The sequence below is a fragment of the Vreelandella venusta genome (assembly GCF_007989605.1).
GTDB classification, from domain to species: domain Bacteria; phylum Pseudomonadota; class Gammaproteobacteria; order Pseudomonadales; family Halomonadaceae; genus Vreelandella; species Vreelandella venusta.
Genome location: NZ_BJUL01000020.1, coordinates 36924 through 59411, shown reverse-complemented (window position 1 = coordinate 59411; position 22488 = coordinate 36924). Strand labels below are relative to the sequence as shown.

The following is a 22488-nucleotide window of genomic DNA, read 5'->3' as shown; positions in this document are numbered from 1 at the left end:
GTTCTGCTTTAATTACCGCCTACGGTAAACGTTCCCCGATAGCTCAGTTGGTAGAGCAAATGACTGTTAATCATTGGGTCGCAGGTTCGAGTCCTGCTCGGGGAGCCATTCTGATTTTTCTTACCCTTTAGTCTTTCCCTTCTTGCAATTTTTCTTGCGTGGTCACTAGTCTAAAATGACCGTTCCGCATGGCTGTAATATATTTGTGATAACGCTAAATGCCTTTGCTCAATGCTCTAAGGTGTCTTTTTTGTGCCTGTCGGTTGGGGCGTATAGACTGTTTCGGCTACTCATTTTTGGGAAGATGTCCGTGGGAAAAACTGCCAGCCTGAATGCACTGCAGGTGTTCAAATGTCTAAGTGACGAAACACGATTAATGCTGGTGCTCTTGATCGCCAAAGAGCAATCACTATGCGTGTGTGAAATGACCTGTGCGCTAGAGGAGTCGCAGCCTAAAGTGTCGCGTCATTTGGCCCAGTTGCGTCAGTGTGGATTGCTAATCGATCAGCGGGAAGGGCAGTGGGTTTATTATCGTCTAGCCCCTCAATTACCTGGATGGGCGCAAGATATTATTCGTGCAGCTGCTGAAGGCAGTGCGGTGCAGTTGAGTGCGCACACTCAGCGATTGGCTAAGATGGGCGATCGGCCGACGCGGCGGGCAGCGCTATGCTGACTTGTCAATGCTTTCTCTTTGTGTAGGGCTTTGCGAAATAACGCCGTGCCTCTCAAGTACGCTTTCCAGCCAGAGTAAAAAAACGCGCACTTTGGGGGATAGGTTGCGTCGTTTGGTGAATAAAAAAGAGAGTGGAATTGATGGTGGCGGCGTGTCAGGTAGTATCTCTTTAAGATCGCCTCTTTCAAGAAGATGGCGTACATCATAGGCGGGTACTTGAATTAAGCCCAACCCAGATAAAGCCGCCGCGACATAGGCTTCGGCTCCGTCGACGGTAATAGCGCTGCGCATTTTGATTTCGATCAAGTGCTCGCCCTGCTGGAATTCTAGCGTCGCGGTTGAGGCCGGCAGCCGGGGAGAGTAGTTGATCAGTAAGTGAGAGTCCAGATCGTCAAGCTTCTTTGGTAGCCCGTGGCGAGCCAAGTAGGCGGGGCTGGCGCAGGTCACGAACTCCACTTCGCCAAGAGGGCGGCAAACAAGGTCTGAGTCAAGAAGCACTCCGAGCCGCAGCACGCAGTCGACGCCATCAGCGACTAGATCTACTTTCCTATCGCTTGCGCTTATGTCAATCGTCAGGTAGGGGTGCTGGGTGATAAAGTCTGATAATGCAGGGAGGACGAGCCTGCGAGCGATACGGCTAGGAATGTCGACGCGAAGTCGGCCGCTTAGACACAGGTTGCCAGGTAGGAACATCTGCTCGGAGGTAGTTACGGCATCGACGATATTCTGTGCCGTTTCTAGAAACCGCCTACCATCCTGGGTTGGAACGACCTTGCGAGTGCTGCGGAACAGTAGCTGCGTTTGCAGCCGGTCTTCCAATGCTTGGATTTCCGTTGAGACAGTAGAGCGCGGTATAGCCAGTGTCTCAGCTGCCCGCGTGAAATTTCCACTCTCCATCACTTGGATGAAGATTTGCATTTGCCTGATGCGATCCATTGCTATTGTTCGTATATTCCGACAGGTCTTGTCGATATTCGCATGTTTATCATGATCACACAACGCGTCATCTTATCCGTAAGCCGTTCTGCCGAGCGGTGATGATACTTAACGTGAGGGATGAGCGATGTCTAATAATAGTATTGAAGGTAAAGTAGTTCTGATCGCAGGTGGTGCGAAGAACTTGGGTGGTTTGCTCGCGCAAGAATTTGCAAAAGCGGGGGCCAAGGCTGTAGCAATTCACTACAACAGTGATTCTGCTAAGCAGGCCGCTGAGCAGACCCTGGCTTCGATTCGAGCGGCAGGAGCCGAGGCGGTCGCATTCCAAGCTGATCTAACAAGCGCGGCAGCCATGGAAAAACTCTTCCAGGATACCGTTGCCGCAGTAGGTAGGCCCGATATTGCCATCAATACCGTTGGTATGGTGGTTAAGCGGCCAATGGCAGAGGTGACCGAAGAGGCTTTTGATCAATCGTGTGCGGTCAATGTTAAGGCGGCGTTCTTTTTCCTGAAGGAGGCAGGTAACTACGTTAATGATCATGGCAAGGTTTGTACCCTTGTAACATCACTCCTAGGGGCTTACACGCCATTTTATGCGGCTTATGAAGGGCTTAAGGCGCCCGTCGAGCACTTTACTCGGGCGGCATCAAAAGAGCTTGGGGAGCGGGGCATTTCTGTTACTGCGATTGGACCAGGTCCGATGGATACGCCTTTCTTTTACCCTGCGGAAGGAGAGGATGCGGTTGCCTACCATAAGACAGCGGCAGCACTTTCGCCTTTCTCAAAAACTGGTCTGACTGATATTGAAGACATCGCACCTTGGATTCTTTTCATGGTATCTGATGGCTGGTGGATGACGGGTCAGACAATTCTTGTCAACGGTGGCTATACCACCAAATAAATTTATTTGGGGGCTGACGAACATCGCCGCTGGCTACCTTTTTAGATTCAAAGGAAACGTTTCATGCATACGGTTATGATCATCCTCGCTGGATTGGTATTGCTGGCGGTTTTTGTCGTCTTTGCTCGTATTGCTTCAATCCGATTCGCGCGGCTTCTGCCTGTTTATCTCGTAGTCTGGTTAATTTGTACTGCCATCAATATGTGGATTGGTGTCAGTCAAGCGGGCTACAGCGTCATGCAGGAGCTGCCGTTCTTGTTAATCGTTTTTACTGTACCTGCGCTGGTTGCTATTTTGTGGTCGCGGAAAAACTGAGGGAGGAGCGCCGCGAATTGCTGCTATTGATCATAGAAGGAATGTTTCATGAAGGCAACAATTTTTCACAATCTCGCTCCAAAGGCTGCGTTGCGCAATATTGGTCCGGGTGAAACTCCGCGTGTGACCAATGTTGAGCTGTTCTTCGACTTGGTCTACGTTTTTGCAATTATTCAGCTTTCGCATTTCCTATTAGCGCACAACAATTGGGCGGGCGCGCTGGAGGCGGTTACGCTTTTTGCGGCGGCTTGGTGGGCGTGGAACTACACGTCATGGGCAACCAACTGGCTTGACCCGGATCATGCCAGTGGGCGCGTCCTGATGATTGTACTCATGGCTTGCGCACTGCTGATGGCGATTGCAATCCCGCATGCTTTCTCATCTCGCGCAGGCCTTTTCGTGGGTGCTTATGTTGCCATGGCGCTGATACGCGCGGGCTATATGTCCATCGTTTTTCGTGGCGAACAGATGGGGCGAAACTATGCACAGCTTTGTGCATGGGGTGCGATATCGGGCGTGTTCTGGATTGCTGGCGTTGTGTTTCCAAGCGCTAGGTTAGAGTTGTGGATCATCGCTGTAGTAATCGACTATTCCGCGCCCTATGTTGGTTTTTGGTTGCCTGGAAAAGGAGCCACGCCAATGGATAGCTGGCCTTTGCGCGGCCTGCATCTTTTGGAGCGTAACCAGCAAGTCTTCATTATTGCGCTTGGTGAATCCATTCTGCTTTTGGGAGGCTTGCTCGTTAGCCAAACGTTGGGGGCTGGTGTCCTTGCTGCTGCGGCTATCGGCTTTTTGTTGATTATTACGCTATGGTGGATCTATTTCGTGCATCTTGCTGAGGCAGGTGAGCACAGTTTCGAACATGCGGCTGATCATACGCGGTTGGCTCGGGCGGGCCTGGCCTATGCTCATGGAGTGATGGTCTGCGGTGCTATTGTGGTGGCCGTTGCTATCGAGCTAATTGTTGCCCATCCGCATGATGCTGTTCATACCCCAACGGCGTTGTTTGCTTTCGCTGGCCCAACGATCTTTTTGGTAGGGTCTGCCATGTTTCATCGCACCATGGCCTCAAAACTCCCCGTCTGCTACCTGCTGGCCGGAGTGGCTCTTGCGGCTTGGGCTTGGCTGGTATTAACAATGCACTTAAATGGCCTGTGGTTGGGAGGCGGGGTGTTGGTCGTGATGATCACCCTGGCAGCAACTGCTCATCGAGGAGGAGCGGCAGTATGACCAGTGCTCCTTCTCGGCTTGGTGGTTTGCGGGTGACAATTGGCCTTTTAGTGGCGATTTTGTTGCACAATTTGACCTATCCGTTATCGGGAGCGGAGGGCGTCTGGCCTGCGCTGTTTTATCTTTTTTATGGCTCTATCTTCGTCGTAGCGACCTTCTTACTGTTGGCTGACCGCCGCCTGCGTGCGCTGGCGGTTCTCAGTGGCGCGGCTGTGGTCATAGCTGGATTGGCGAACTCTTATACTCCAGGTGCTTATACCACTCTGGCGGTTTATCTAACCTCCATTGCCTACCATCTTGTCATCGGGGTGGTGCTGGCACTTTATATCTTCCGTTCGACCGAGATGATGTCCGATGTGCTGGTGGCTGCCGCTTCGATCTATCTGGTGATTGGGTCAGGCTTTACTGCAATCTTTTCGCTGATTGAATGGATCGCGCCAGGCTCTTTTGTTGTGTCGTCAGGGGTGCCAATCAACTGGCAACAACTGTTCTACTATAGCTATGTCACATTAACGACCGTGGGTTACGGCGATATTACCCCACAAGGGTTCTACGCTCAGTCGTTTGCGATCTTTGAGGCAATGATTGGCGTGCTATATACGGTGATCCTGCTATCGCGTCTAGTGGGCTTACAGACGAGTACACCGCCAAAGTAGTGCGCAAAGATATTTGCTAAGAAGTCTTCTCAGGAAGCTTTTTGAAAAGTAACTGCGAATGTACCAGTCCGAAATATGGACTGGTACATTCATTTTTGGGGAAGGGCTTAGTATCTTGCCATGCGCTGGATGCCTTGAAGGTGGGCGTAGTCGAGTAGGATTTCGGCGGCTTCTAGTACCTGAGCGCGATCAACCGGCATGTCTTTATCTTTATCCTCCTCGTTGTCAGCGTCTGCGTCGCTACCTTCGGGTTGCGAGTTATCACTGCGCGCATCCATCCACTCATCTAGCTCTGGCAGATTTAAAGCGCGACGGCGTTGGTTTTCTAGGGAAAGCTGTTCAGCCTCTTGAGCTTCTAACTCTCGTTGGCGCTGTTCGCGATTCAGGCTAACGCTGGTGTGCTGTTCGCGTAGCTGGCGAGCCAGGGTGGACTGACGCTCTAGATAGCGGAAGTTAGGATTCCCATTGGCGCGCTCTTGGTGTTGAGACGTTAGTGCCGCGAGGGCGTTCTCGGGGGCACCATAGCGACGGTATTGAACGTTTTGCACGGTATCCCAAGCAAGAGCATTATCTAGGCTGCTTTCACCAATGCGTTCTGGGTCAATCAGGCTAGGGAATATAATGTCGGGTTCAACACCGCGGTTTTGGGTGCTATCACCCGAAATGCGGTAAAACTTGGCGCGGGTAAGCTTGATTTGACCATGGCTAAGATCATTAAGCGTTTGCACTGTGCCTTTGCCAAAGGTGGGGGTGCCTACCACAATGCCGCGGCCATAATCTTGAATAGCGCCGGCAAAAATCTCCGATGCTGAAGCGGAAAGGCGGTTCACCAGTACAGTGAGTGGCCCGTCGTAAATCGTGCCCGCATCGGTGTCGCCATAGAGCTGAATGCGACCTTGGGCGTCACGAACCTGTACAGTGGGGCCTCGGTCAATAAATAAACCGATCAAAGAATTGGCTTCTTGAAGTGCGCCACCGCCATTATTGCGAAGATCTAGGACAATGCCTTCAATGCCTTCTTTCTTGAGGCTTTCAATTTCTCGAGCGACGTCGCGGGTGGTGCTGCGGTACTCATCTTCACCGGCTTGCCAAGCATCGAAATCGACGTAGAACGTCGGCACGTCAATCACCCCGATGCGATGAGGCTTGCCGTCTCGCTCAATGTTTATCACTTCGCTATGCGCTGCTTGGTCTTCCAGGCTGACAGTGTCGCGAGTAATTTCAACAATTTGAGATCGGGTCATGTCCACTGCTTGGGCGGGCACCACGTCTAGGCGTACAACGGAACCTTTGGGGCCTCGAATCAGGTCAACGACGTTGTCCAGACGCATGCCGACCACATTAACCATGTCGCCTTCTTCTTGGCCCACGGCAATAATGCGGTCGGCAGGCTCAAGTACACCCGCTTGATCGGCAGGGCCACCGGGAACCAGGCTGGCGACCTTGACGTACTCGCCATCGGCTTGAAGTAGTGCGCCGATACCCTCGAGTGAAAGGCTCATTTGAATATCAAACGATTCGCTTTGGCGGGGGGAGAGGTAGCTGGTATGTGGGTCGATAGTGCTGGAGACTGCTGCCATGATTAGCCCAAAGACATCTTCAGACTCCGACTGGCGCAAGCGGGATAACTGTCCTTCGTAGCGCTGACGCAGATTGCTTTCTATCTGCTCGTTATCTTGGTCGGTTAGGGCGAGCGTCAGCGCATCGTTTTTGAGCCGCTTACGCCATAGCTCGTCTAGTTCACTTTCGCGGGTTGCCCATGGGGCGTCTTCGCGATCAACTTCTAAGCGCTCGTCACTATCGAATTCAAATGAAAGCCCTTCATCAAGGCGTTCTAGCAACCACTCTAGGCGGGCGGTGTGGCGTTCGCTGAGGCGATTATAAAGTGCAAATGCATCGTCAAGATTGCCATCGAAAAGTGCTTCAGCCATGTCGCGTTCTAAATGGCGATAAGGCTCTATGTCGCGGCTCAACAGGTAAGAGCGCTGGCCGTCCAGTATGTCTAGATAGCGTTGGAAAGCTTCCGCTGACCACTGCTCGTCGAAGTTAATATCAGCATAATGCCCATAGCGAAGTGAATCCGCTACTTCCTCTGCCGCTTGGCGTTGTTCGTCGGTCGGCTCAAGTTGCGCCAGCGCTGCTGGGCTGGTAATTACCAGCATCATCGCAAGGGCGACCGAGCGCGAAAACGTTGCAAACAAGCTCATCAGTCAAGCTCTCCCGGATTTGTGTACACTTATTCTTTCTAGACCCGCAGATAGCCTATGAGTTGCGTAGGCCGAGGGAGCATTGTAGCAGGTCATTTACCCTGTGATACTCAATCATTACTGTTATGAGGATTTCTATGTCCGAAGCTTTCAATACGGATCGTGTAGCGAGACTATGTGATTTTCTGCACCAGTCGCCCACGCCATGGCATGCCACGCGCTGTATGGTGGAGCGTTTGGAGCGGGCGGGCTTTGTGCGCCTTGAAGAGACGGCTAACTGGCAGCTTAAGCCAGGCAAGCGCTATTACGTGACGCGCAATGATTCATCAGTGATTGCATTTCAACTGCCTGCTAAGAGGTTAACCAGCCTGCGCATGCTCGGTGCGCATACTGATAGCCCGGGGCTGCGTTTAAAGCCCAACGCCACTCAGTATGCCGCAGGATGGTTGCAGTTAGGGGTGCAAGTCTATGGTGGTGTGTTGTTGGCCCCGTGGTTTGATCGCGACTTGGGATTGGCTGGGCGTGTTCATGTGCGTCACGCTGATGGCCATCTAGAAAGTGTGCTGCTTAATGTGGATCGGCCTATTGCCATGGTGCCTAGTTTGGCGATTCATTTAGACCGCGATGTTAACGCTGGGCGTGTTATCAACCCGCAGACGCAAATGTCACCTGTTGTCATGCAGAGTGATGGTGCGCAACTTAGCGACTTACTGGCTGATTGGTTGGAAGAGCAGCATGGTTTGCGTGCTGTGGAAGTTGTTGACTTTGAACTGGGCTTTTATGACGTACAGCCGCCATCGTTGGTAGGGTTGCATCAGGAGTTGGTCGCCAGTGCACGGTTAGACAACTTATTGTCATGTTTTGTGGGGCTTGAGGCGATGCTCGCGTGTGATGCTAGCCAGGGAGCCTTATTGGTGGCTAATGATCATGAGGAGGTGGGCAGTGCCAGTGCCTGCGGTGCTCAGGGGCCTTTCTTAGGTGATGTGCTGAAGCGTTTAAATGCTCAAGTGGGAGGGGCTACTGAAGAGTCGCTGATTCAGCTAATTCAGTCATCGCTTATGATTTCATGCGATAACGCTCATGCTTTACACCCAAATTTCCAAGACAAGCACGATGAACGTCATGGCCCTGCTATCAATGGTGGTCCGGTTATTAAGGTAAATGCCAATCAGCGTTATGCAACTAACAGTGTAACGGGGGCGCTGTTTCGGGATGTGTGCCGTGAGGCAGATGTGCCCGTGCAGGCGTTTGTTACTCGCTCAGATATGGGGTGTGGCAGCACTATTGGACCGATTACTGCTACTGAGGTGGGGGTGCCGACGATTGATGTAGGGCTTCCTCAGTGGGCAATGCATTCAATACGTGAAACAGCAGGCACCCGAGATGTTGATTATTTGACCCGAGCGTTGACGGTGTTTTTGAATCGTCCTGAATTGTGCTGAGTATATTGCTGGCCAATAACGAAAAAAGCCCGCTGACTGAGTCAGCGGGCTTTTAATATTCGCGTGGTGGCTACGCCCTGATTTGAACAGGGGACCCCATCATTATGAGTGATGTGCTCTAACCAGCTGAGCTACGTAGCCATTCAACGGGGGCGAATATTACTCAGTGGCCCACCGTTCGTCAAGTGTTTCTTTTTTTGTTTATCAAGCAGCGGCAGTTCAGACGTTAAAACGGAAATGAATAACATCGCCATCTTTAACGATGTAATCCTTACCTTCTAAGCGCCATTTGCCAGCATCTTTAGCCCCTTGCTCGCCATTGAGTGCGACAAAGTCTTCGTAAGCAATTACTTCCGCGCGGATAAAGCCTTTCTGGAAATCGGTGTGAATCACGCCAGCGGCTTCTGGGGCGCTGGCGCCTTCTTTTACTGTCCAGGCGCGGACTTCTTTAACGCCAGCGGTGAAGTATGTTTGTAGGCCAAGCAGGGCATAGCCTGCGCGAATGACGCGATCAAGCCCTGGCTCTTCCATACCCATTTCTGATAGGAACATGCTGCGCTCTTCGTCATCCAGCTCGGCAATCTCAGCTTCTAGCTGGTTACATACCGGCACCACTGCGGCGCCTTCTTCTGCCGCAATCTCATTGACGATGTCCAGGTAGGGATTGTTCTCGAAGCCATCCTCGTTAACGTTGGCAATGTACATGGTGGGCTTGAGCGTTAAGAAGCCGAAGCTCTTAATTTGGCGCTTCTCATCTTCATCAAGACCAAAACTACGCAGCGGCATGCCTTCAGCGAGGTGTGGCTGAATGCGGTCAAGAATGGCCTTGGTGGCAGTGGCATCTTTATCACCACCTTTCACTGCACGCACAAGGCGTTGGCTGGCTTTTTCGACGGTATCTAAGTCGGCAAGCGCCAGCTCCAGGTTAATGGTTTCAATATCTGCCCGCGGGTCCACTTGATTGGCAACGTGGATCACGTTGTCGTTATCAAAGCAGCGTACAACATGAGCGATCGCCTGGGTTTCGCGAATATTGGCCAGGAATTTGTTGCCCAAGCCTTCGCCTTTAGACGCTCCAGCGACTAAGCCGGCAATATCGACAAATTCCATTGTTGTCGGCAGCACTTTTTGTGGCTTGACGATTTCCGCTAGTTTATCAAGTCGCGGGTCAGGCATTGGTACGATGCCTACGTTCGGTTCAATGGTGCAGAACGGGAAGTTCTCTGCATCAATACCTGATTTAGTCAGCGCGTTAAAAAGTGTGGATTTGCCTACATTGGGTAGGCCGACGATACCGCAGTTAAAGCCCATAAATTACTTCCTGGCCGCTAGGGCAGCGCAACAAGGGAAGCGTCTGCCAATATTGAAAAAAGGGCGTGCTAGAACGCCTGATTTTAAAGGTGCTTATAAAGTAGGCTGCTATTTTACGCTATGAAGGCGGTTCATGGCTTTAGCCCAGTCGCCAGAGAGTGCAAGTGGTAGCGTCGCCAGGCACTCATCCAAAGCGCTTTCAATAGCTTCCCGTTCGGCTTTGCCGGGCCGGCCTAGCACATAGTTAACGACCTGACGCGCCTCTCCTGGGTGGCCAATGCCAATTCTTACCCGATGAAACTGCTTCTGGTTGCCTAAGGCGCTAATAATGTCACGCAGGCCGTTATGGCCGCCATGGCCACCGCCGGTCTTATAGCGAGCCTGTCCTGGCGGAAGATCTAGCTCATCATGAGCAACCAGTAAGTTGTCAGGCGTTAGTTTGAAAAACTGTGCAAGCGCCGCGACGGCAGCGCCGCTTCGATTCATAAAAGTAGTGGGGTTGAGAAGGTGCAGTTCATGGTCGCCAACACGTGCTTTTGCGTACAGGCCCAAAAATTTCTTTTCCGGGCGAAGCTCTGTGTGCGCACTGCGTGCAATGGCATCTACGAGCCAAAAGCCCGCATTATGGCGAGTTGCATCGTATTCTGCACCGGGGTTACCCAGGCCAATAATGGCCGTTACCTGGCTCATTGTCCCACCTCATAAAAAATTTCTAGACGAAATTTTCGACGTCATGTCAGGCCGCAAAAAAAAATCAAGCGCCGGAGCGCTTGATTTTATCATTCCTGGGCTATGCAGGCATGGCCCAGGTGGCACTGAAAAGCATTAGCTGGCAGCGCCGAGAGCTAGCGTTTTACTCAGCGCTTGGCTCTTCTTCGTCGTTGCTCTCTTCGTCATCACCGCCACGTACTTTTACTTTGGTGATGCTTAGAACCGCGTTGTCGTGATCTTCGCCGTGGGCCAGATCAACCGACGTGACGCCAGCAGGCAAGTTTAGGTCAGACAGGTGCAGTGTAGTGCCTAGCTCAATGGCGCTGATGTCCACTTCCAGGAAGTCCGGAAGGTCTTTCGGCAAGCAGCTGATGGCTACTTCATTGGCCAGAACGTGCAGTTCGCCGCCCTGATCTTTGATGCCAACACACTTCTCTTCACCAACGACGTGAAGCGGCACGTTGATGGTGATTTCGTGAGTAGCATCAACACGCAGGAAGTCAGCGTGGGTGAGCAGCGGCTTGAACGGGTGGCGCTGTAGGTCACGAACAACCACTTGCTCTTCGGCACCGTCGATGACCAGCTTGATCACTGAGGAGAAGAAGGACTCGTCTTCAATCGCTTTGTAGAAAGCAGTTTTTTCTACAGAGATAGACTGTGCGCCTTTCTCACCGCCGTAAATAACGGCCGGAACTTGTTGGTTCGCACGACGCAGGCGGCGGCTCGCACCTTTCCCCAGGTCGTTACGAACGCTGGCTTTCAGGATAAAATCAGACATGGAATTTGCCTCTTGGTTTAAGTAAGGAAACGCCGCCGACCGCGACCAGACGACGACGCTTCCAGGGCCCCAATAGGGGGCTACTACGTCAGGCGATTAGTGGAACATCGCGCTAACGGATTCTTCGTTGCTGACTCGACGGATGGCTTCCGCGATGAGTCCGGCAACGCTCAGCTGGCGAATTTTTCCGCTGCGACGGGCAGTGTCGGAAAGCGGAATGGTGTCGGTCACGACAACCTCGTCCAGCACCGAGTTGGTGATGTTGTCGACCGCGGGGCCGGACAAAATCGGGTGTGTTGCATAGGCGACAACGCGTGCTGCGCCGTGATCTTTTAACGCTTCGCCGGCTTTGCAGAGCGTGCCAGCAGTATCGATCATGTCATCGACAACCACACAGGTGCGGCCTTCGATTTCACCGATGATGTGCATCACCTGGGCCTGATTGGCCTGGGGGCGACGCTTATCAATAATGGCAAGATCAGCGTTAAGCTGTTTGGCGATAGCGCGAGCGCGCACAACGCCGCCGACATCGGGAGAAACCACAACGAGGTCGTCGTAGTTCTGGCGCTCGATGTCGTCCAGCAAAATGGGCGAGCCGTAAACGTTGTCAACCGGTACGTCGAAGAAACCTTGAATTTGGTCAGCGTGCAGATCCATCGTCATGACGCGATCAACGCCAGCTTTCACCATCATATCAGCCACAACTTTTGCGGAGATAGGAACGCGGGCTGAGCGGACGCGACGATCCTGGCGCGCATAGCCAAAATAGGGAACGACTGCCGTAATACGGGTAGCTGAGGCGCGACGCAGGGCGTCCACCATCAGAATCAGTTCCATTAGGTTGTCGTTCGTGGGGGCACAGGTGGATTGCAGGATAAACACATCCTTACCACGCACGTTCTCATTGATCTCGACCGCGATTTCGCCGTCGCTAAATTGACCGACCGTAGCATTACCCATACGGCTGTCTAAGCTCTCGGCAATCTTTTGAGCGAGTTCGGGATTGGCATTCCCGGTGAAAACCATCAATTTTGACACGCGCAGCCACCTTTGCAGTGTTGGGGATCAGGGGAGAAAACGCAGATCATAATTAGGTTTGGCTGGGGTACCAGGATTCGAACCTGGGAATGCCGATACCAAAAACCGGTGCCTTACCACTTGGCGATACCCCAGCAATAAACCTAATGCGATGACCGGGCGCTTTCAGCGGCCCAGAGCATCTTGTAGGGGAGAGGTGTTGAGTCCGCGCGCTACCCATGAATGCCAGTATTGACCTGCCATATGTGCGACGGCTTGCGCGGCTTGCTGTGAATCGAAAGCCGCAAACAAGCAGGCGCCGGTACCGGTCAACCGACTAGGTGCATGCTGCGTGAGCCAGTCCAATGCTTCCGCAATTGGCGGATAGCGTTTTTTGACGATAGCTTCGCAGTCGTTACGCCACTCCGGCGCTCCCCCCTGCAGTGCGCGCGCCATAGTAATGGGGAGGCTGTCGCGTGTCAATTCCGGGTCTTGAAAGATTGCTGGTGTTGAGACGCTAACACCAGGATGAATGACCACGAACCAGGGGGTATCCAGCGTGACTGAAGTCAGCTTTTCGCCAACGCCTTCCGCCCAAGCGCTGTGACCGTGAACAAATACCGGGACATCCGCACCTAGCGTCAGCCCCAGTTTTGCTAGCGCTTCGCTACTTAGTCCTAGTTGCCACAGGTGGTTTAGCCCGATCAGGGCAGTCGCTGCATTAGAGCTGCCACCGCCAAGGCCACCTCCCATTGGCAGGTTCTTTTCGATGGCGACTGAGACGCCTTGCTGAATACCGCTTGCCTGTTGCAATAAGTGGGCTGCACGGACAATTAAATTGTCGTTATGGGCAACGCCACTAAGGGGATTGGACAGAGTAATAGCGCTGTCAGTGCGTGGTGTGAAAGTAAGGTAATCACACAAATCGATAAACTGAAAAAGCGTTTGCAGCTCGTGATAGCCGTCTTGACGACGGCCTACGATATGCAACATGCGGTTTAGCTTAGCGGGAGCTGGCAGTGTCAACGCCGAGGGTGTTGCAGGCATGTGATCTCTCTACTGGTCTAGGCGTCCGAGTTAGTCGATTGCCACTGATTGACCACCAGGGTGATGCGCAGGTCGCCGTAGTTCATTACTAGTCGACGCGGTAGCCACATGCCCTCTACTTGCTCCCAATCACGGTAGTCGATTTCCCAGCCATCTTGCTGTAAATGGTTAGGGAAGCCTAGTTCGTCCGTTTCCAGCTGATAGCTGGCGTGCTCGCCCGGCAGGCCTCGCACCCAGTCCGGCATGGCGCGAACCGGTAATGACCAGCCAAGCTGCTCTTCCATTAATGCTTCCGGCGTCTCGGCTTCAAAGCGGCCATCGCTAGTGGTGAGTGAAAAACGCCCTTCGCGGCCTTCTAGCACGCTGCGGCCGCCGCCAAAGGGACCACTGATCAGCATTCGGAAATAGTGGGGGTGTTGATTCCAGTCTAGGTTGGCGCTGGTATTTTCTTGGGGGGTGCGAAGTCCTGCTTTGCCCACGAGTGTCCAGGTATCGAAGGCTTCAACGTCGGCTTGCTGGCGTTCCCATTGCCCAGCTTGGCGTCCGCCATCATCTACAGGCGTTTGGGTGGCACACCCAGCCAGCGTTAATAGGGCAATACCGGCCAGTAACAAACGAGTTGAACGACTGCATATTGATAAACGGCTCGCGGGCAGGGAATGGGTCAACATAAACTGGCTCCATGTCAGTATTGCGTAAACTGTCTTTTATAAGGGCATGCTTTTATAAAGGCATACCGTATTAGGGCGTGCTAAGCGGTGTTAGTTCAGGGTGGCGCTCAAGTAGGTCATCAATTTGCGGGTGATAATTTACCCGCTGAAGAGTGCGCTCAATAAGTTGGCGTGCTTCTTCGCTGCGCCCTAGGGCGTGCAGAACTTCGGCTAAATGAGCGGCAATTTCTTGATCAGGCACTTGTGCGTAGGCGCTCTCTAGCCATGCCAGTGCATTGTCAGGCTGGCCAAGCCGAAAATAGACCCAACCCATGCTGTCGAGTATGGCCGGGTTGTTGGGATCTGCTTCATAGGCGCGCTCAATCAAATCGCGAGCTTCTTCAAGGCGACCTTGGATGTTCAGGTCGGCAAGTGTGTAGCCTAATGCGTTTAATGCATCTGCATTGTCAGGTTCGGTACTCAGTATTTGGCGCAGGTCACGCTCCATCGCTTCAAGATCGCCCATTTCCCACGCGCGCATTGCCCTTAAATAAAGCAGGCTGGTGTCATCTGGCGTACGCGTCAGCTCTCTATCAAGTAGTGCCATGGCCTCTTCTTGTAGATTAAACTCATCCAGTAGCTGTATTTCTAGCATTACCAGCTCGCCGAAGTAGTCGTCATGGCGCATTCGCTCAATACGCAGCATAGCGCGAGCATCTAACAGGCGATCATTTTCAATCAGCATTCGTGCAGCGGCGGCTCGGGCCGGAAGAAACTCGTTGCCGTCTTGTATTTGCCGATAATAAAGCAGTGCGTTGTCGACTTCTCCTTGGGATTGGGCGATGGCCCCCAACAAGAAGTAGGCCGTGTTAGGTACGCGTTCCTGGCCAATAAAAGGTTGCAGTAATCGATACGCTGGCTCGCTATGGCCTTCTTCCAAATAGAGTTGAGCGAGAGCAATGCGTAATTCTTCGTTACCACCATGGGTTTCTAGCAAAGAAGTGGTGTGTGCTTCCGCAGCGGTAATGTTATTCAGGCGAATTTCAGCTTGGGCTAACATTAATATGAAACGGACATCGTCGGGTGCTAAATCCAGCCCCCTTTGCGCAGCGCGCTGAGCACCACGATGATCGCCAGTCTCTAAAGCTAGACGCGCCTTAGCAAGCCACAAGGCGGCAGACTCAGGCGACAGCTGCGTTACTTGGTCCAGGTACTGTTGTGCTTGACGCGTTTGCCCCAGTGCGGACTCAATCAGTGCGGCGCCAAGTAAAACATCGCTGTGGAATTCATTTTGCTGGGCGCCAGGCTGGGCAAGATAATCGCGCAACGGCTCGATTAATAGGTTCAGTGGCGCTTCTTCGGCCACCGCCGCCTCAGAAAAAGCCGCTATTTCGCCATTGCCTCCTGCTTCAGCGATCGCCAGACGCTGCTCTAGGCTGTCCAGCCAGTCTCCGCGTTGTAATGAGAGAGTTGCCAGCAACCTATTCGGCATTTCTGCTTGAGGTGCTAATTCACGCCAGCGTATCGCGGAGGCTTCCATTAAGGCGACATCATTGCCAAAGCGCGCTGCGAAGGTAGCACGCTCGGCTAACGCGGGGTTGCGATAGCGCCGTGACGCTTCTAGATAGCCTTGGCTGGCGTAGCGATAATCGCCCCGTTGGCCAGCAAGTTCTGCTGCCAGCAACGAACGAAGACCTTCTGCGTCCAAGCCGCGAGTAATCGGCGGTGCTGAATGCATGGGATCGTAGGCATCGCTTTGAACCCCACTCTCAAAGGAAGACGGGGAAAGCTGGCAGCCGCCCAGTAGTAGCGTTGCGGCCAAGGGCAGTAAGGGTAAACCCAGTAACGATAGGGGGTGACCCAGTAGTGTCGCGCGAAGGGGCATGCGTCTCTCGATCAAGTGGCCGAGTGCTCAGCATAGCGGCTTGGTTGCCTGCGGCAAAGTGGTGTGCGCCAGAACATGCTGTGCTGTGATAGAATATTCCACCTTGAAAACGGGGTGGTGTGGTGCAATTCATGGTATCTACTCATAGTATCTATCATAGTATCTACTAATAGTTCATCGTATCTACCCACCCTTTAGACTTGCTATAGCAAGCTCCAGACATTCAGAACGACAAGTGACGTGACGACCGATCCACTAGCGAAGACGCATAACGCATGACGCTTCTTGCCCTGGGAATAAATCATCGTACCGCCAGCGTGGCCGTACGTGAGCAGGTTGCATTTACGCCAACGCAGCTGGAAAGCGCGTTGACGGAACTGCGTAACCTGCCACAAATCAGCGAAGCGGCTGTGCTTTCGACGTGTAACCGTACCGAGCTTTATTGCGTGACGGATGCCGCCGGTGAGCATGCCGTGCTGGATTGGCTTGGGCGCTTTCATAATTTGCGCGTCGAAGACCTTTCCCGCTGTGCTTATCATTATCTTGACAACGATGCTGCGCGTCATCTGATGCGTGTCGCTGTTGGCCTAGACTCCATGGTGCTGGGCGAACCGCAGATACTCGGACAGTTAAAAGATGCTTATCAGCAGGCGCGGCAAGCCAATGGGCTGGGTGGCGAATTAGAGCGGCTATTTCAGCACACCTTTGCGGTAGCCAAACAGGTGCGTACGGAAACAGGCATTGGCAAAAATCCAGTGTCGGTGGCGTATGCGGCTGTCAGTATGGCTAGCCGCATCTTTGATGACTTTAGTCGTGCCAGGGCGCTTTTGATCGGGGCGGGAGAAACCATTGAGCTAGTCGCGCGTCATCTTCATGAAGCTGGTGTACGGCATCTAACGGTAGCCAACCGTACTCGGGAGCGCGCTGAACAAGTGTCTGCTTCTTTGGGTGGTTCTGCTATTACACTGCCAGAAATACCGGAGGCGCTAGAACAGGCTGATATTGTCATCTCCTCCACGGCTTCTCCGCTGCCGATTCTAGGGAAGGGGATGGTAGAGCGTGCGCTGAAAAAGCGCCGTCACCGACCAGTGTTTATGGTGGATATCGCGGTGCCCCGTGACATCGAACCAGAAGTGGGTGAACTTGCCGATGTTTTCCTCTATACCGTTGATGACTTGCAAGAGGTCATTGAAGAGAATCGTCGTCACCGTCAAGTTGCCGCTGATCAGGCGGAATCACTCATCGAGCACGGGGTGGGTAGTTGGCAGCATGAGCGTCGAATCCGCAATGGTGGCGAAATTATTCGCGACTATCGACGCCACGGAGAGGCCATTCGGGACCAATCTCGTGAGCAGGCTCTTGAGCGATTAGCAAAGGGTGAAGATCCTGCCAAGGTGATTGAACGTCTAGCTCACCAATTGGCGAACCGATTAATGCACCAGCCCACGCTTGCCTTGCGCGACGCTGCATCGCAGGAAAATAACCAATTGCTGAATGCCGCGCCCAATATATTACTGCCTGCTAAGCCTGCCTTTGAACAACCCGTGGCTGCGGTAAAACGCCAGAAGGATGATACACCCGCATGAAAGAGACTTTGCGCCAACGTCTAGATAGCTTTTCCGACCGCTTTGAAGAGCTGGCAATGCTGCTGTCTGATCCTGAAGTGATCAATAATCAGCAGCGTTTTCGCGACTACTCCCGTGAGTACGCGGAATTAGAAGAGCTGGTCGCCGCCTGGAAGCGCTACGGTGAGGTAGAAAAAAACATCGAAGACGCCGTGCAGTTAAGCCGTGACAGCGACCCTGATATGCGCGAGCTGGCGGAACTGGAGATCAGTGATGGGCGAAAGAAACTCGAAGCCCTGGATAGTGAGCTGAAACGCCTGCTGGTGCCTAAAGATCCCGATGATGGCCGCGGTGTGTTCTTGGAAGTGCGTGCCGGTACAGGCGGAGATGAAGCTGCAATCTTTGCTGGTGATCTGTTTCGTATGTACTCACGGTATGCGGAAAAACGTGGCTGGCGCGTTGAAGTTGTCAGCGCAAGTCACGGTGAGCAGGGCGGTTATAAAGAAGTTATTTCTCGTGTGAAAGGTGATGGTGTCTATGCGCGCTTAAAATTTGAGTCTGGCGCGCATCGCGTACAGCGCGTGCCGGCGACGGAATCGCAAGGCCGGATACACACGTCCGCGTGCACGGTGGCCGTCATGCCTGAGGTGGACGACGTGGGCGATATCGATATTAACCCCGCGGATTTGCGCGTTGATACTTACCGTTCCAGTGGCGCGGGCGGCCAGCACGTCAATACTACAGATTCTGCTATCCGTATTACGCACTTGCCGACAGGCGTCGTGGTGGAGTGCCAGGAAGAGCGTAGCCAGCATAAAAACCGTGCAAAGGCGATGTCGTTGCTGGCAGCCAAGCTCAAACGCAATGCGGTTGACTCGCAGCGCCAAGAGCAAGCAGACGCTCGCCGCTCATTGGTCGGCTCCGGGGATCGTAGTGAACGCATTCGTACTTATAACTTCCCCCAGGGGCGAATTACCGACCACCGTATCAACCTGACACTTTACAAGCTAACGGAAGTCATTACCGGTGAGCAGCTCGACGATGTCATTGAACCGCTCATTCATGAATATCAAGCTGAGCAGCTTTCGGCCCTTCAGGACGCCTAATGAGTTTTGGTGTCGTAACTTTCGATATGCTTTTGCGACGAGCGGCGGCTCGGCTGCAAGCGGTAGGTTCGCCTTCCCCTAGAATTGATGCCGAGGTGCTGCTCAGTCACGCTACGGGGCATGACCGTACTTGGCTGTATACCTGGGGAGATCGTGAGTGCCCCCTCTGGGAGCAAGCACGATTTGATGCGTTGGTGGCTGCGCGTGTCCAGGGAGTGCCAATTGCCTATCTAACCGGCGAACGAGAATTTTGGGGGCTGCGGCTGGCAACATCGCCAGAAACGCTGATTCCCCGCCCTGATACCGAAACCCTGGTTGAGGCTGCCCTGCTGCGTGCCAACGCAAGCGAGGGGAGATTGCTGGATCTTGGCACCGGCACTGGTGCTATTGCACTTGCGTTTGCTAGTGAGAAAGCTAATTGGCAAGTAGTCGGGGCGGACATTCGCCCAGAAGCAGTGGCGCTTGCAACGCGCAATGCGCAAGCGCTGAAGATTGGCAATGCTCAGTTCGTAATTAGCGATTGGTTTAGTGCGTTCGCTCAGCCCCCTCAAGCGGCCGCATTCGATATTATTGTTAGTAACCCGCCCTATATCGCTGCCGACGACCCACACTTGCGCTTGGGTGACGTGCGTTTCGAGCCATTATCAGCTCTGGTGGCTGATGCTGACGGGATGGCAGACTTGCTGCATTTGATTTGCAGCGCTCGTGGCTATCTTGCCGGTGGTGGCTGGCTTGCTTTAGAGCATGGTTATACGCAAGCGGCCAACGTACGCACGGCATTAGTGCGCGCTGGCTTCCAAAACGTTGAAAGTGTACTAGACGTTGGAGGTCATGAACGGGTTACCCTGGGCCACCTTTAATAACCGCCTGATTCATCAGTATTGGATCCTGCCATGAAACCAAAAAATAGAACGCTGGACCGGATCGATCTTAAAATTTTGCGCTGTCTGCAGGAAAATGCGCGAATTTCCTATGTCGACCTTGCCGCTGAAGTGGGCTTATCCACAACCCCTTGTTTAGAGCGTGTTAAGCGTCTTGAGCGTGCGGGCATCATTCGCGGCTATCAAGCCATTCTTGATCCGCAGGCACTGAAGGCTAACTTGTTGGTCTTTGTGGAGATTAGCCTGGAAACTCAGTCTCCTGCTGTGTTTGATGAGTTTCGCCGGGCGGTCGAGAAGCTGCCGCAAATCCAAGAGTGTCATTTGGTGTCTGGTCAGTTTGATTATATTTTAAAATGCCGCATTCCTGAGATGTCCGCCTATCGGCAGCTACTAGGCGATGTCGTACTGACGCTGCCTGGGGTAAAAGAGTCCAAAAGCTATGTGGTAATGGAAGAAGTGAAAGAGAGCTTCAACTTACACATACCCGATTTCGAGGAATTTGAGGATAAGTAACCCCATGATGGATGATCAGGCGCTGCTGCGCTATAGCCGCCAAATTATGCTACCCGAGGTTGATATTGAGGGGCAGGAGCGCCTGAGAAATGCTCATGCTCTGATTGTCGGCGCAGGTGGGTTGGGATCTCCCGTGGCGCTTTACTTAGCCGCCGCTGGCGTGGGCAAAATCACGATTGCCGACGCTGATACGGTAGAGTTGTCAAATCTGCAGCGTCAGATTGCTCATCAGCAGGCAAGTATCGGCATCAATAAGGCGCGTTCAGCCAAAGCGAGCATGCAGGCACTTAACCCTGAGTGTCATGTGATCGCCTTGGAGCAACATGTGGATGGCAAGGCGCTTGAGGCATTGGTCGCGTCGGCAGATGTGGTGCTGGATTGCACCGATCGTTTTTCAAGCCGTTATGCGATTAACGCCGCTGCTCAGCAGGCCGGTGTGCCTCTGGTCTCTGGAGCGGCAATTCGTTTTTCTGGGCAGTTAGCTGTTTTTGATCCTCGTAACCCAGCATGTCCCTGCTATGCGTGTCTTTATCCTCCCGGCGACAGCGAAGATGAAGCCTTGAGCTGTGCCGAAAGTGGTGTCATGGCGCCACTGGTGGGGTTGATTGGCTGTTTTCAAGCGATAGAAGCTTTTAAGCTGTTGAGCGGTGCAGGAAAACCGCATCAAGGGCTTGCCACTTTTGAAGGCTTGAGCGGTCAGTGGCGCCATTTCCAGGTGCCCCGTGACCCTGCCTGCTCCGTGTGCGGTCGCGCTGATTAACCCTATAAACAAAAAAAACGCCCGCAGGGCAGCGGGCGTGACGTCACGGTCTTTTACGTCAAAGGAAACAGCCTAAAGGGCGGCAGGGGATCCGCCCAGCAGGCTAGCTAATGTCGACTTAGGTTAGTGACGAATCAAATAGTCGAACGCACCCAGTGATGCTTTTGCACCCTCACCCATAGCGATAATAATTTGCTTGTATGGCACGGTTGTCACGTCACCTGCGGCAAATACGCCTGGAACCGATGTCATGCCGTGGGCGTCGACAATGATTTCGCCGCGCGGGGTCATTTCAATCGGTGAGCCTTTCAGCCACTCGGTATTAGGTACTAAGCCAATTTGGACAAAGATACCTTCTAATGCGATGGTTTTTAGCTCATCGGTATTGCGGTCTTTGTAGGCTAAACCATTAACACGACTGCCGTCGCCGGTTACTTCCGTGGTTTCAGCGTTTAAAATAATGTCGACGTTAGGCAGGCTCTTAAGCTTTTTTTGTAGCACAGCGTCTGCGCGCATCTCACCCATAAATTCGACTAAGGTGACGTGGCCCACAATGCCCGCCAGGTCGATAGCGGCCTCAACGCCAGAGTTACCTCCGCCAATCACTGCTACGCGCTTGCCTTTAAATAGCGGGCCATCGCAGTGAGGGCAGTAAGCAACGCCTTTATTGCGGTACTGTTGTTCGCCAGGCACATTCATCTCGCGCCACCGCGCACCGGTTGCCAGGACAAGCGTTTTACTCTTCAGCTTGGCGCCCGACTCGAAGACGATTTCGTGTAAATCACCCTCGTTTTCAGCGGCCTTAAACGATGTGGCGCGTTGAAGGTTCATAACGTCAACGTCATACTCTTTAACATGCTCTTCCAGAGCGCTTACCAGTTTAGGGCCTTCGGTATGGCTGACAGAGATAAAGTTTTCAATGCCCATGGTGTCCGCCACCTGGCCACCGAAACGCTCAGCAGCAACACCTGTGTTGATCCCTTTACGGGCAGAGTAGATTGCGGCTGAGGCTCCTGCAGGACCGCCACCAATCACCAGCGTATCAAAGGCGGCTTTTTCGCCAAGTTTTTTTGCTTCCCGTTCGGCGGCGCCCGTATCAACCTTGGCTAGAATCTGCTCTAAAGTCATGCGCCCTTGATCAAACGGTTTACCATTTAAATAGATGCTGGGAACCGACATGACTTCCCGCGCTTCTACTTCATCCTGAAACAGTGCGCCATCAATGGCCACGTGGCGAATATTTGGATTGAAAATCGCCATCAAGTTAAGCGCTTGAACAACATCTGGGCAGTTCTGGCAGGAGAGCGAATAGTAGGTCTCAAACAGCATTTCGCCATCGAGCGCCTTGATTTGGTTGAGCAGTTCTTCAGACGTTTTTGGGGGATGTCCACCCACCTGTAACAGTGCCAGCACTAGTGAAGTGAACTCGTGCCCCATCGGGATGCCCGCAAATACCACGCCGGTTTCTTCGCCGGGGCGGTTAATCGCAAATGACGGCGTGCGATTATCTTGACCGTCAGTTTGCAGTGTAATCTTGTCGCATAGGCTGCTGATCTCTTCGAGCAAACCTAACAGTTCATGTGACTTTGCACCGTCATCGAGGGACGCAACGATCTCGAACGGTTGAGTCACTTTTTCTAAATAAGCTTTCAACTGATTTTTTAAATTGGCGTCCAGCATGACAGTGGCTTCCTCGCAGTCAGCAGTAATGGGTTCTCAACCTAACACGCTCGCTGTTGTTGAAAGACCGCAGCATGAGTAACAGAGCAATAGGGAGAACAATGGTTGCGTTAACACGGGTACTCAAAAACGGGTATTCAAAAACCAGTATTCAAAAACGAGTACTCAAAAAAAGGACACCCGGGGTATGCCCGGGTGTCGTGCTGCCTTAAGGGGCAACCCTG

Annotated in this window: 21 protein-coding genes and 3 tRNA genes; 12 read left to right on the top strand and 12 right to left on the bottom strand. The window is 53.0% G+C overall.

Features of this window, described 5'->3' with window-relative positions; all coding sequences use genetic code 11:
- The first annotated feature begins 32 nt into the window (after positions 1-32).
- Positions 33-108 (top strand) — tRNA-Asn (locus HVE01_RS17030).
- A gap of 202 nt (positions 109-310) precedes the next feature.
- On the top strand, positions 311-673 hold the full coding sequence (locus tag HVE01_RS17025; protein WP_125746684.1) for a metalloregulator ArsR/SmtB family transcription factor: 363 nt from the start codon (positions 311-313) through the stop codon (positions 671-673).
- Here HVE01_RS17025 and HVE01_RS17020 read toward each other — a convergent pair.
- Positions 665-1591, bottom strand: a complete 927-nt coding sequence (locus tag HVE01_RS17020; RefSeq protein WP_198350432.1) for a LysR family transcriptional regulator — start codon at positions 1589-1591, stop codon at positions 665-667. The genes HVE01_RS17025 and HVE01_RS17020 overlap by 9 nt on opposite strands.
- A gap of 145 nt (positions 1592-1736) precedes the next feature.
- Here HVE01_RS17020 and HVE01_RS17015 point away from each other — a divergent pair, with 145 nt between their 5' ends.
- From HVE01_RS17015 to HVE01_RS17000, 4 genes are all read left to right on the top strand, one after another.
- Positions 1737-2510 (top strand): SDR family oxidoreductase, encoded by a 774-nt coding sequence (locus HVE01_RS17015; RefSeq protein ID WP_125746688.1) that lies wholly within the window; start codon positions 1737-1739, stop codon positions 2508-2510.
- 63 nt (positions 2511-2573) lie between these two features.
- Positions 2574-2825 carry a hypothetical protein gene (locus tag HVE01_RS17010; protein ID WP_125746690.1) on the top strand — a complete coding sequence of 84 codons (252 nt, stop codon included), beginning with the start codon at positions 2574-2576 and terminating at the stop codon, positions 2823-2825.
- 48 nt (positions 2826-2873) lie between these two features.
- Positions 2874-4055: a low temperature requirement protein A gene (locus HVE01_RS17005; RefSeq protein ID WP_125746692.1), complete on the top strand. Its 1182-nt coding sequence runs from the start codon at positions 2874-2876 to the stop codon at positions 4053-4055.
- Positions 4052-4711, top strand: coding sequence for a potassium channel family protein (locus tag HVE01_RS17000; RefSeq protein WP_125746694.1), 660 nt, complete (start codon positions 4052-4054; stop codon positions 4709-4711). The genes HVE01_RS17005 and HVE01_RS17000 overlap by 4 nt, the downstream gene beginning before the upstream one ends.
- A gap of 107 nt (positions 4712-4818) precedes the next feature.
- On the opposite strand, the gene HVE01_RS16995 is transcribed toward HVE01_RS17000, so the two are convergent.
- Complete coding sequence (locus HVE01_RS16995; protein WP_125746696.1) at positions 4819-6918, bottom strand: carboxy terminal-processing peptidase; 2100 nt, start codon at positions 6916-6918, stop codon at positions 4819-4821.
- A 137-nt stretch (positions 6919-7055) separates the two neighbouring features.
- Between HVE01_RS16995 and HVE01_RS16990 the strand changes: the two genes are divergently transcribed.
- Complete coding sequence (locus HVE01_RS16990; RefSeq protein WP_146945174.1) at positions 7056-8360, top strand: M18 family aminopeptidase; 1305 nt, start codon at positions 7056-7058, stop codon at positions 8358-8360.
- A gap of 64 nt (positions 8361-8424) precedes the next feature.
- Here HVE01_RS16990 and HVE01_RS16985 read toward each other — a convergent pair.
- From HVE01_RS16985 to HVE01_RS16945, 9 genes are all read right to left on the bottom strand, one after another.
- Positions 8425-8501: transfer RNA gene (locus tag HVE01_RS16985), tRNA-Met, on the bottom strand.
- A gap of 78 nt (positions 8502-8579) precedes the next feature.
- Entirely contained in the window at positions 8580-9671 is a 1092-nt protein-coding gene (gene ychF, locus HVE01_RS16980) for a redox-regulated ATPase YchF (protein WP_125746700.1), read from the bottom strand.
- Between the two features lie 108 nt (positions 9672-9779).
- Positions 9780-10361 carry an aminoacyl-tRNA hydrolase gene (gene pth, locus HVE01_RS16975; RefSeq protein WP_089038651.1) on the bottom strand — a complete coding sequence of 194 codons (582 nt, stop codon included), beginning with the start codon at positions 10359-10361 and terminating at the stop codon, positions 9780-9782.
- A 163-nt stretch (positions 10362-10524) separates the two neighbouring features.
- Positions 10525-11160, bottom strand: a complete 636-nt coding sequence (locus HVE01_RS16970) for a 50S ribosomal protein L25/general stress protein Ctc (protein WP_125746702.1) — start codon at positions 11158-11160, stop codon at positions 10525-10527.
- A 96-nt stretch (positions 11161-11256) separates the two neighbouring features.
- The gene (locus HVE01_RS16965) at positions 11257-12198 is read right to left on the bottom strand and encodes a ribose-phosphate pyrophosphokinase (RefSeq protein ID WP_171880177.1); all 942 of its coding nucleotides are present in this window, start codon (positions 12196-12198) and stop codon (positions 11257-11259) included.
- A gap of 59 nt (positions 12199-12257) precedes the next feature.
- Positions 12258-12332: transfer RNA gene (locus tag HVE01_RS16960), tRNA-Gln, on the bottom strand.
- A gap of 31 nt (positions 12333-12363) precedes the next feature.
- The gene (ispE, locus tag HVE01_RS16955) at positions 12364-13224 is read right to left on the bottom strand and encodes a 4-(cytidine 5'-diphospho)-2-C-methyl-D-erythritol kinase (protein WP_146945173.1); all 861 of its coding nucleotides are present in this window, start codon (positions 13222-13224) and stop codon (positions 12364-12366) included.
- 17 nt (positions 13225-13241) lie between these two features.
- Positions 13242-13895: a lipoprotein insertase outer membrane protein LolB gene (gene lolB / locus HVE01_RS16950; RefSeq protein WP_125746706.1), complete on the bottom strand. Its 654-nt coding sequence runs from the start codon at positions 13893-13895 to the stop codon at positions 13242-13244.
- Positions 13896-13965: 70 nt separating this feature from the next.
- Positions 13966-15759, bottom strand: a complete 1794-nt coding sequence (locus HVE01_RS16945; protein WP_241006802.1) for a tetratricopeptide repeat protein — start codon at positions 15757-15759, stop codon at positions 13966-13968.
- Between the two features lie 275 nt (positions 15760-16034).
- Between HVE01_RS16945 and hemA the strand changes: the two genes are divergently transcribed.
- From hemA to HVE01_RS16920, 5 genes are read left to right on the top strand one after another with little or no spacing between them, the layout of a single operon-like run.
- The gene (hemA, locus tag HVE01_RS16940) at positions 16035-17345 is read left to right on the top strand and encodes a glutamyl-tRNA reductase (RefSeq protein ID WP_125746708.1); all 1311 of its coding nucleotides are present in this window, start codon (positions 16035-16037) and stop codon (positions 17343-17345) included.
- Complete coding sequence (prfA, locus tag HVE01_RS16935; RefSeq protein ID WP_146945172.1) at positions 17342-18430, top strand: peptide chain release factor 1; 1089 nt, start codon at positions 17342-17344, stop codon at positions 18428-18430. The genes hemA and prfA overlap by 4 nt, the downstream gene beginning before the upstream one ends.
- Complete coding sequence (gene prmC / locus HVE01_RS16930; protein ID WP_146945171.1) at positions 18430-19290, top strand: peptide chain release factor N(5)-glutamine methyltransferase; 861 nt, start codon at positions 18430-18432, stop codon at positions 19288-19290. Before prfA ends, prmC begins: the two co-directional genes overlap by 1 nt.
- Positions 19291-19323: 33 nt before the next feature.
- Positions 19324-19824 carry an Lrp/AsnC ligand binding domain-containing protein gene (locus HVE01_RS16925; protein ID WP_038482725.1) on the top strand — a complete coding sequence of 167 codons (501 nt, stop codon included), beginning with the start codon at positions 19324-19326 and terminating at the stop codon, positions 19822-19824.
- 4 nt (positions 19825-19828) lie between these two features.
- Positions 19829-20584: a HesA/MoeB/ThiF family protein gene (locus HVE01_RS16920; protein WP_146945170.1), complete on the top strand. Its 756-nt coding sequence runs from the start codon at positions 19829-19831 to the stop codon at positions 20582-20584.
- Between the two features lie 123 nt (positions 20585-20707).
- On the opposite strand, the gene ahpF is transcribed toward HVE01_RS16920, so the two are convergent.
- Positions 20708-22264: an alkyl hydroperoxide reductase subunit F gene (gene ahpF, locus HVE01_RS16915; RefSeq protein ID WP_146945169.1), complete on the bottom strand. Its 1557-nt coding sequence runs from the start codon at positions 22262-22264 to the stop codon at positions 20708-20710.
- Positions 22265-22488 lie beyond the last annotated feature (224 nt).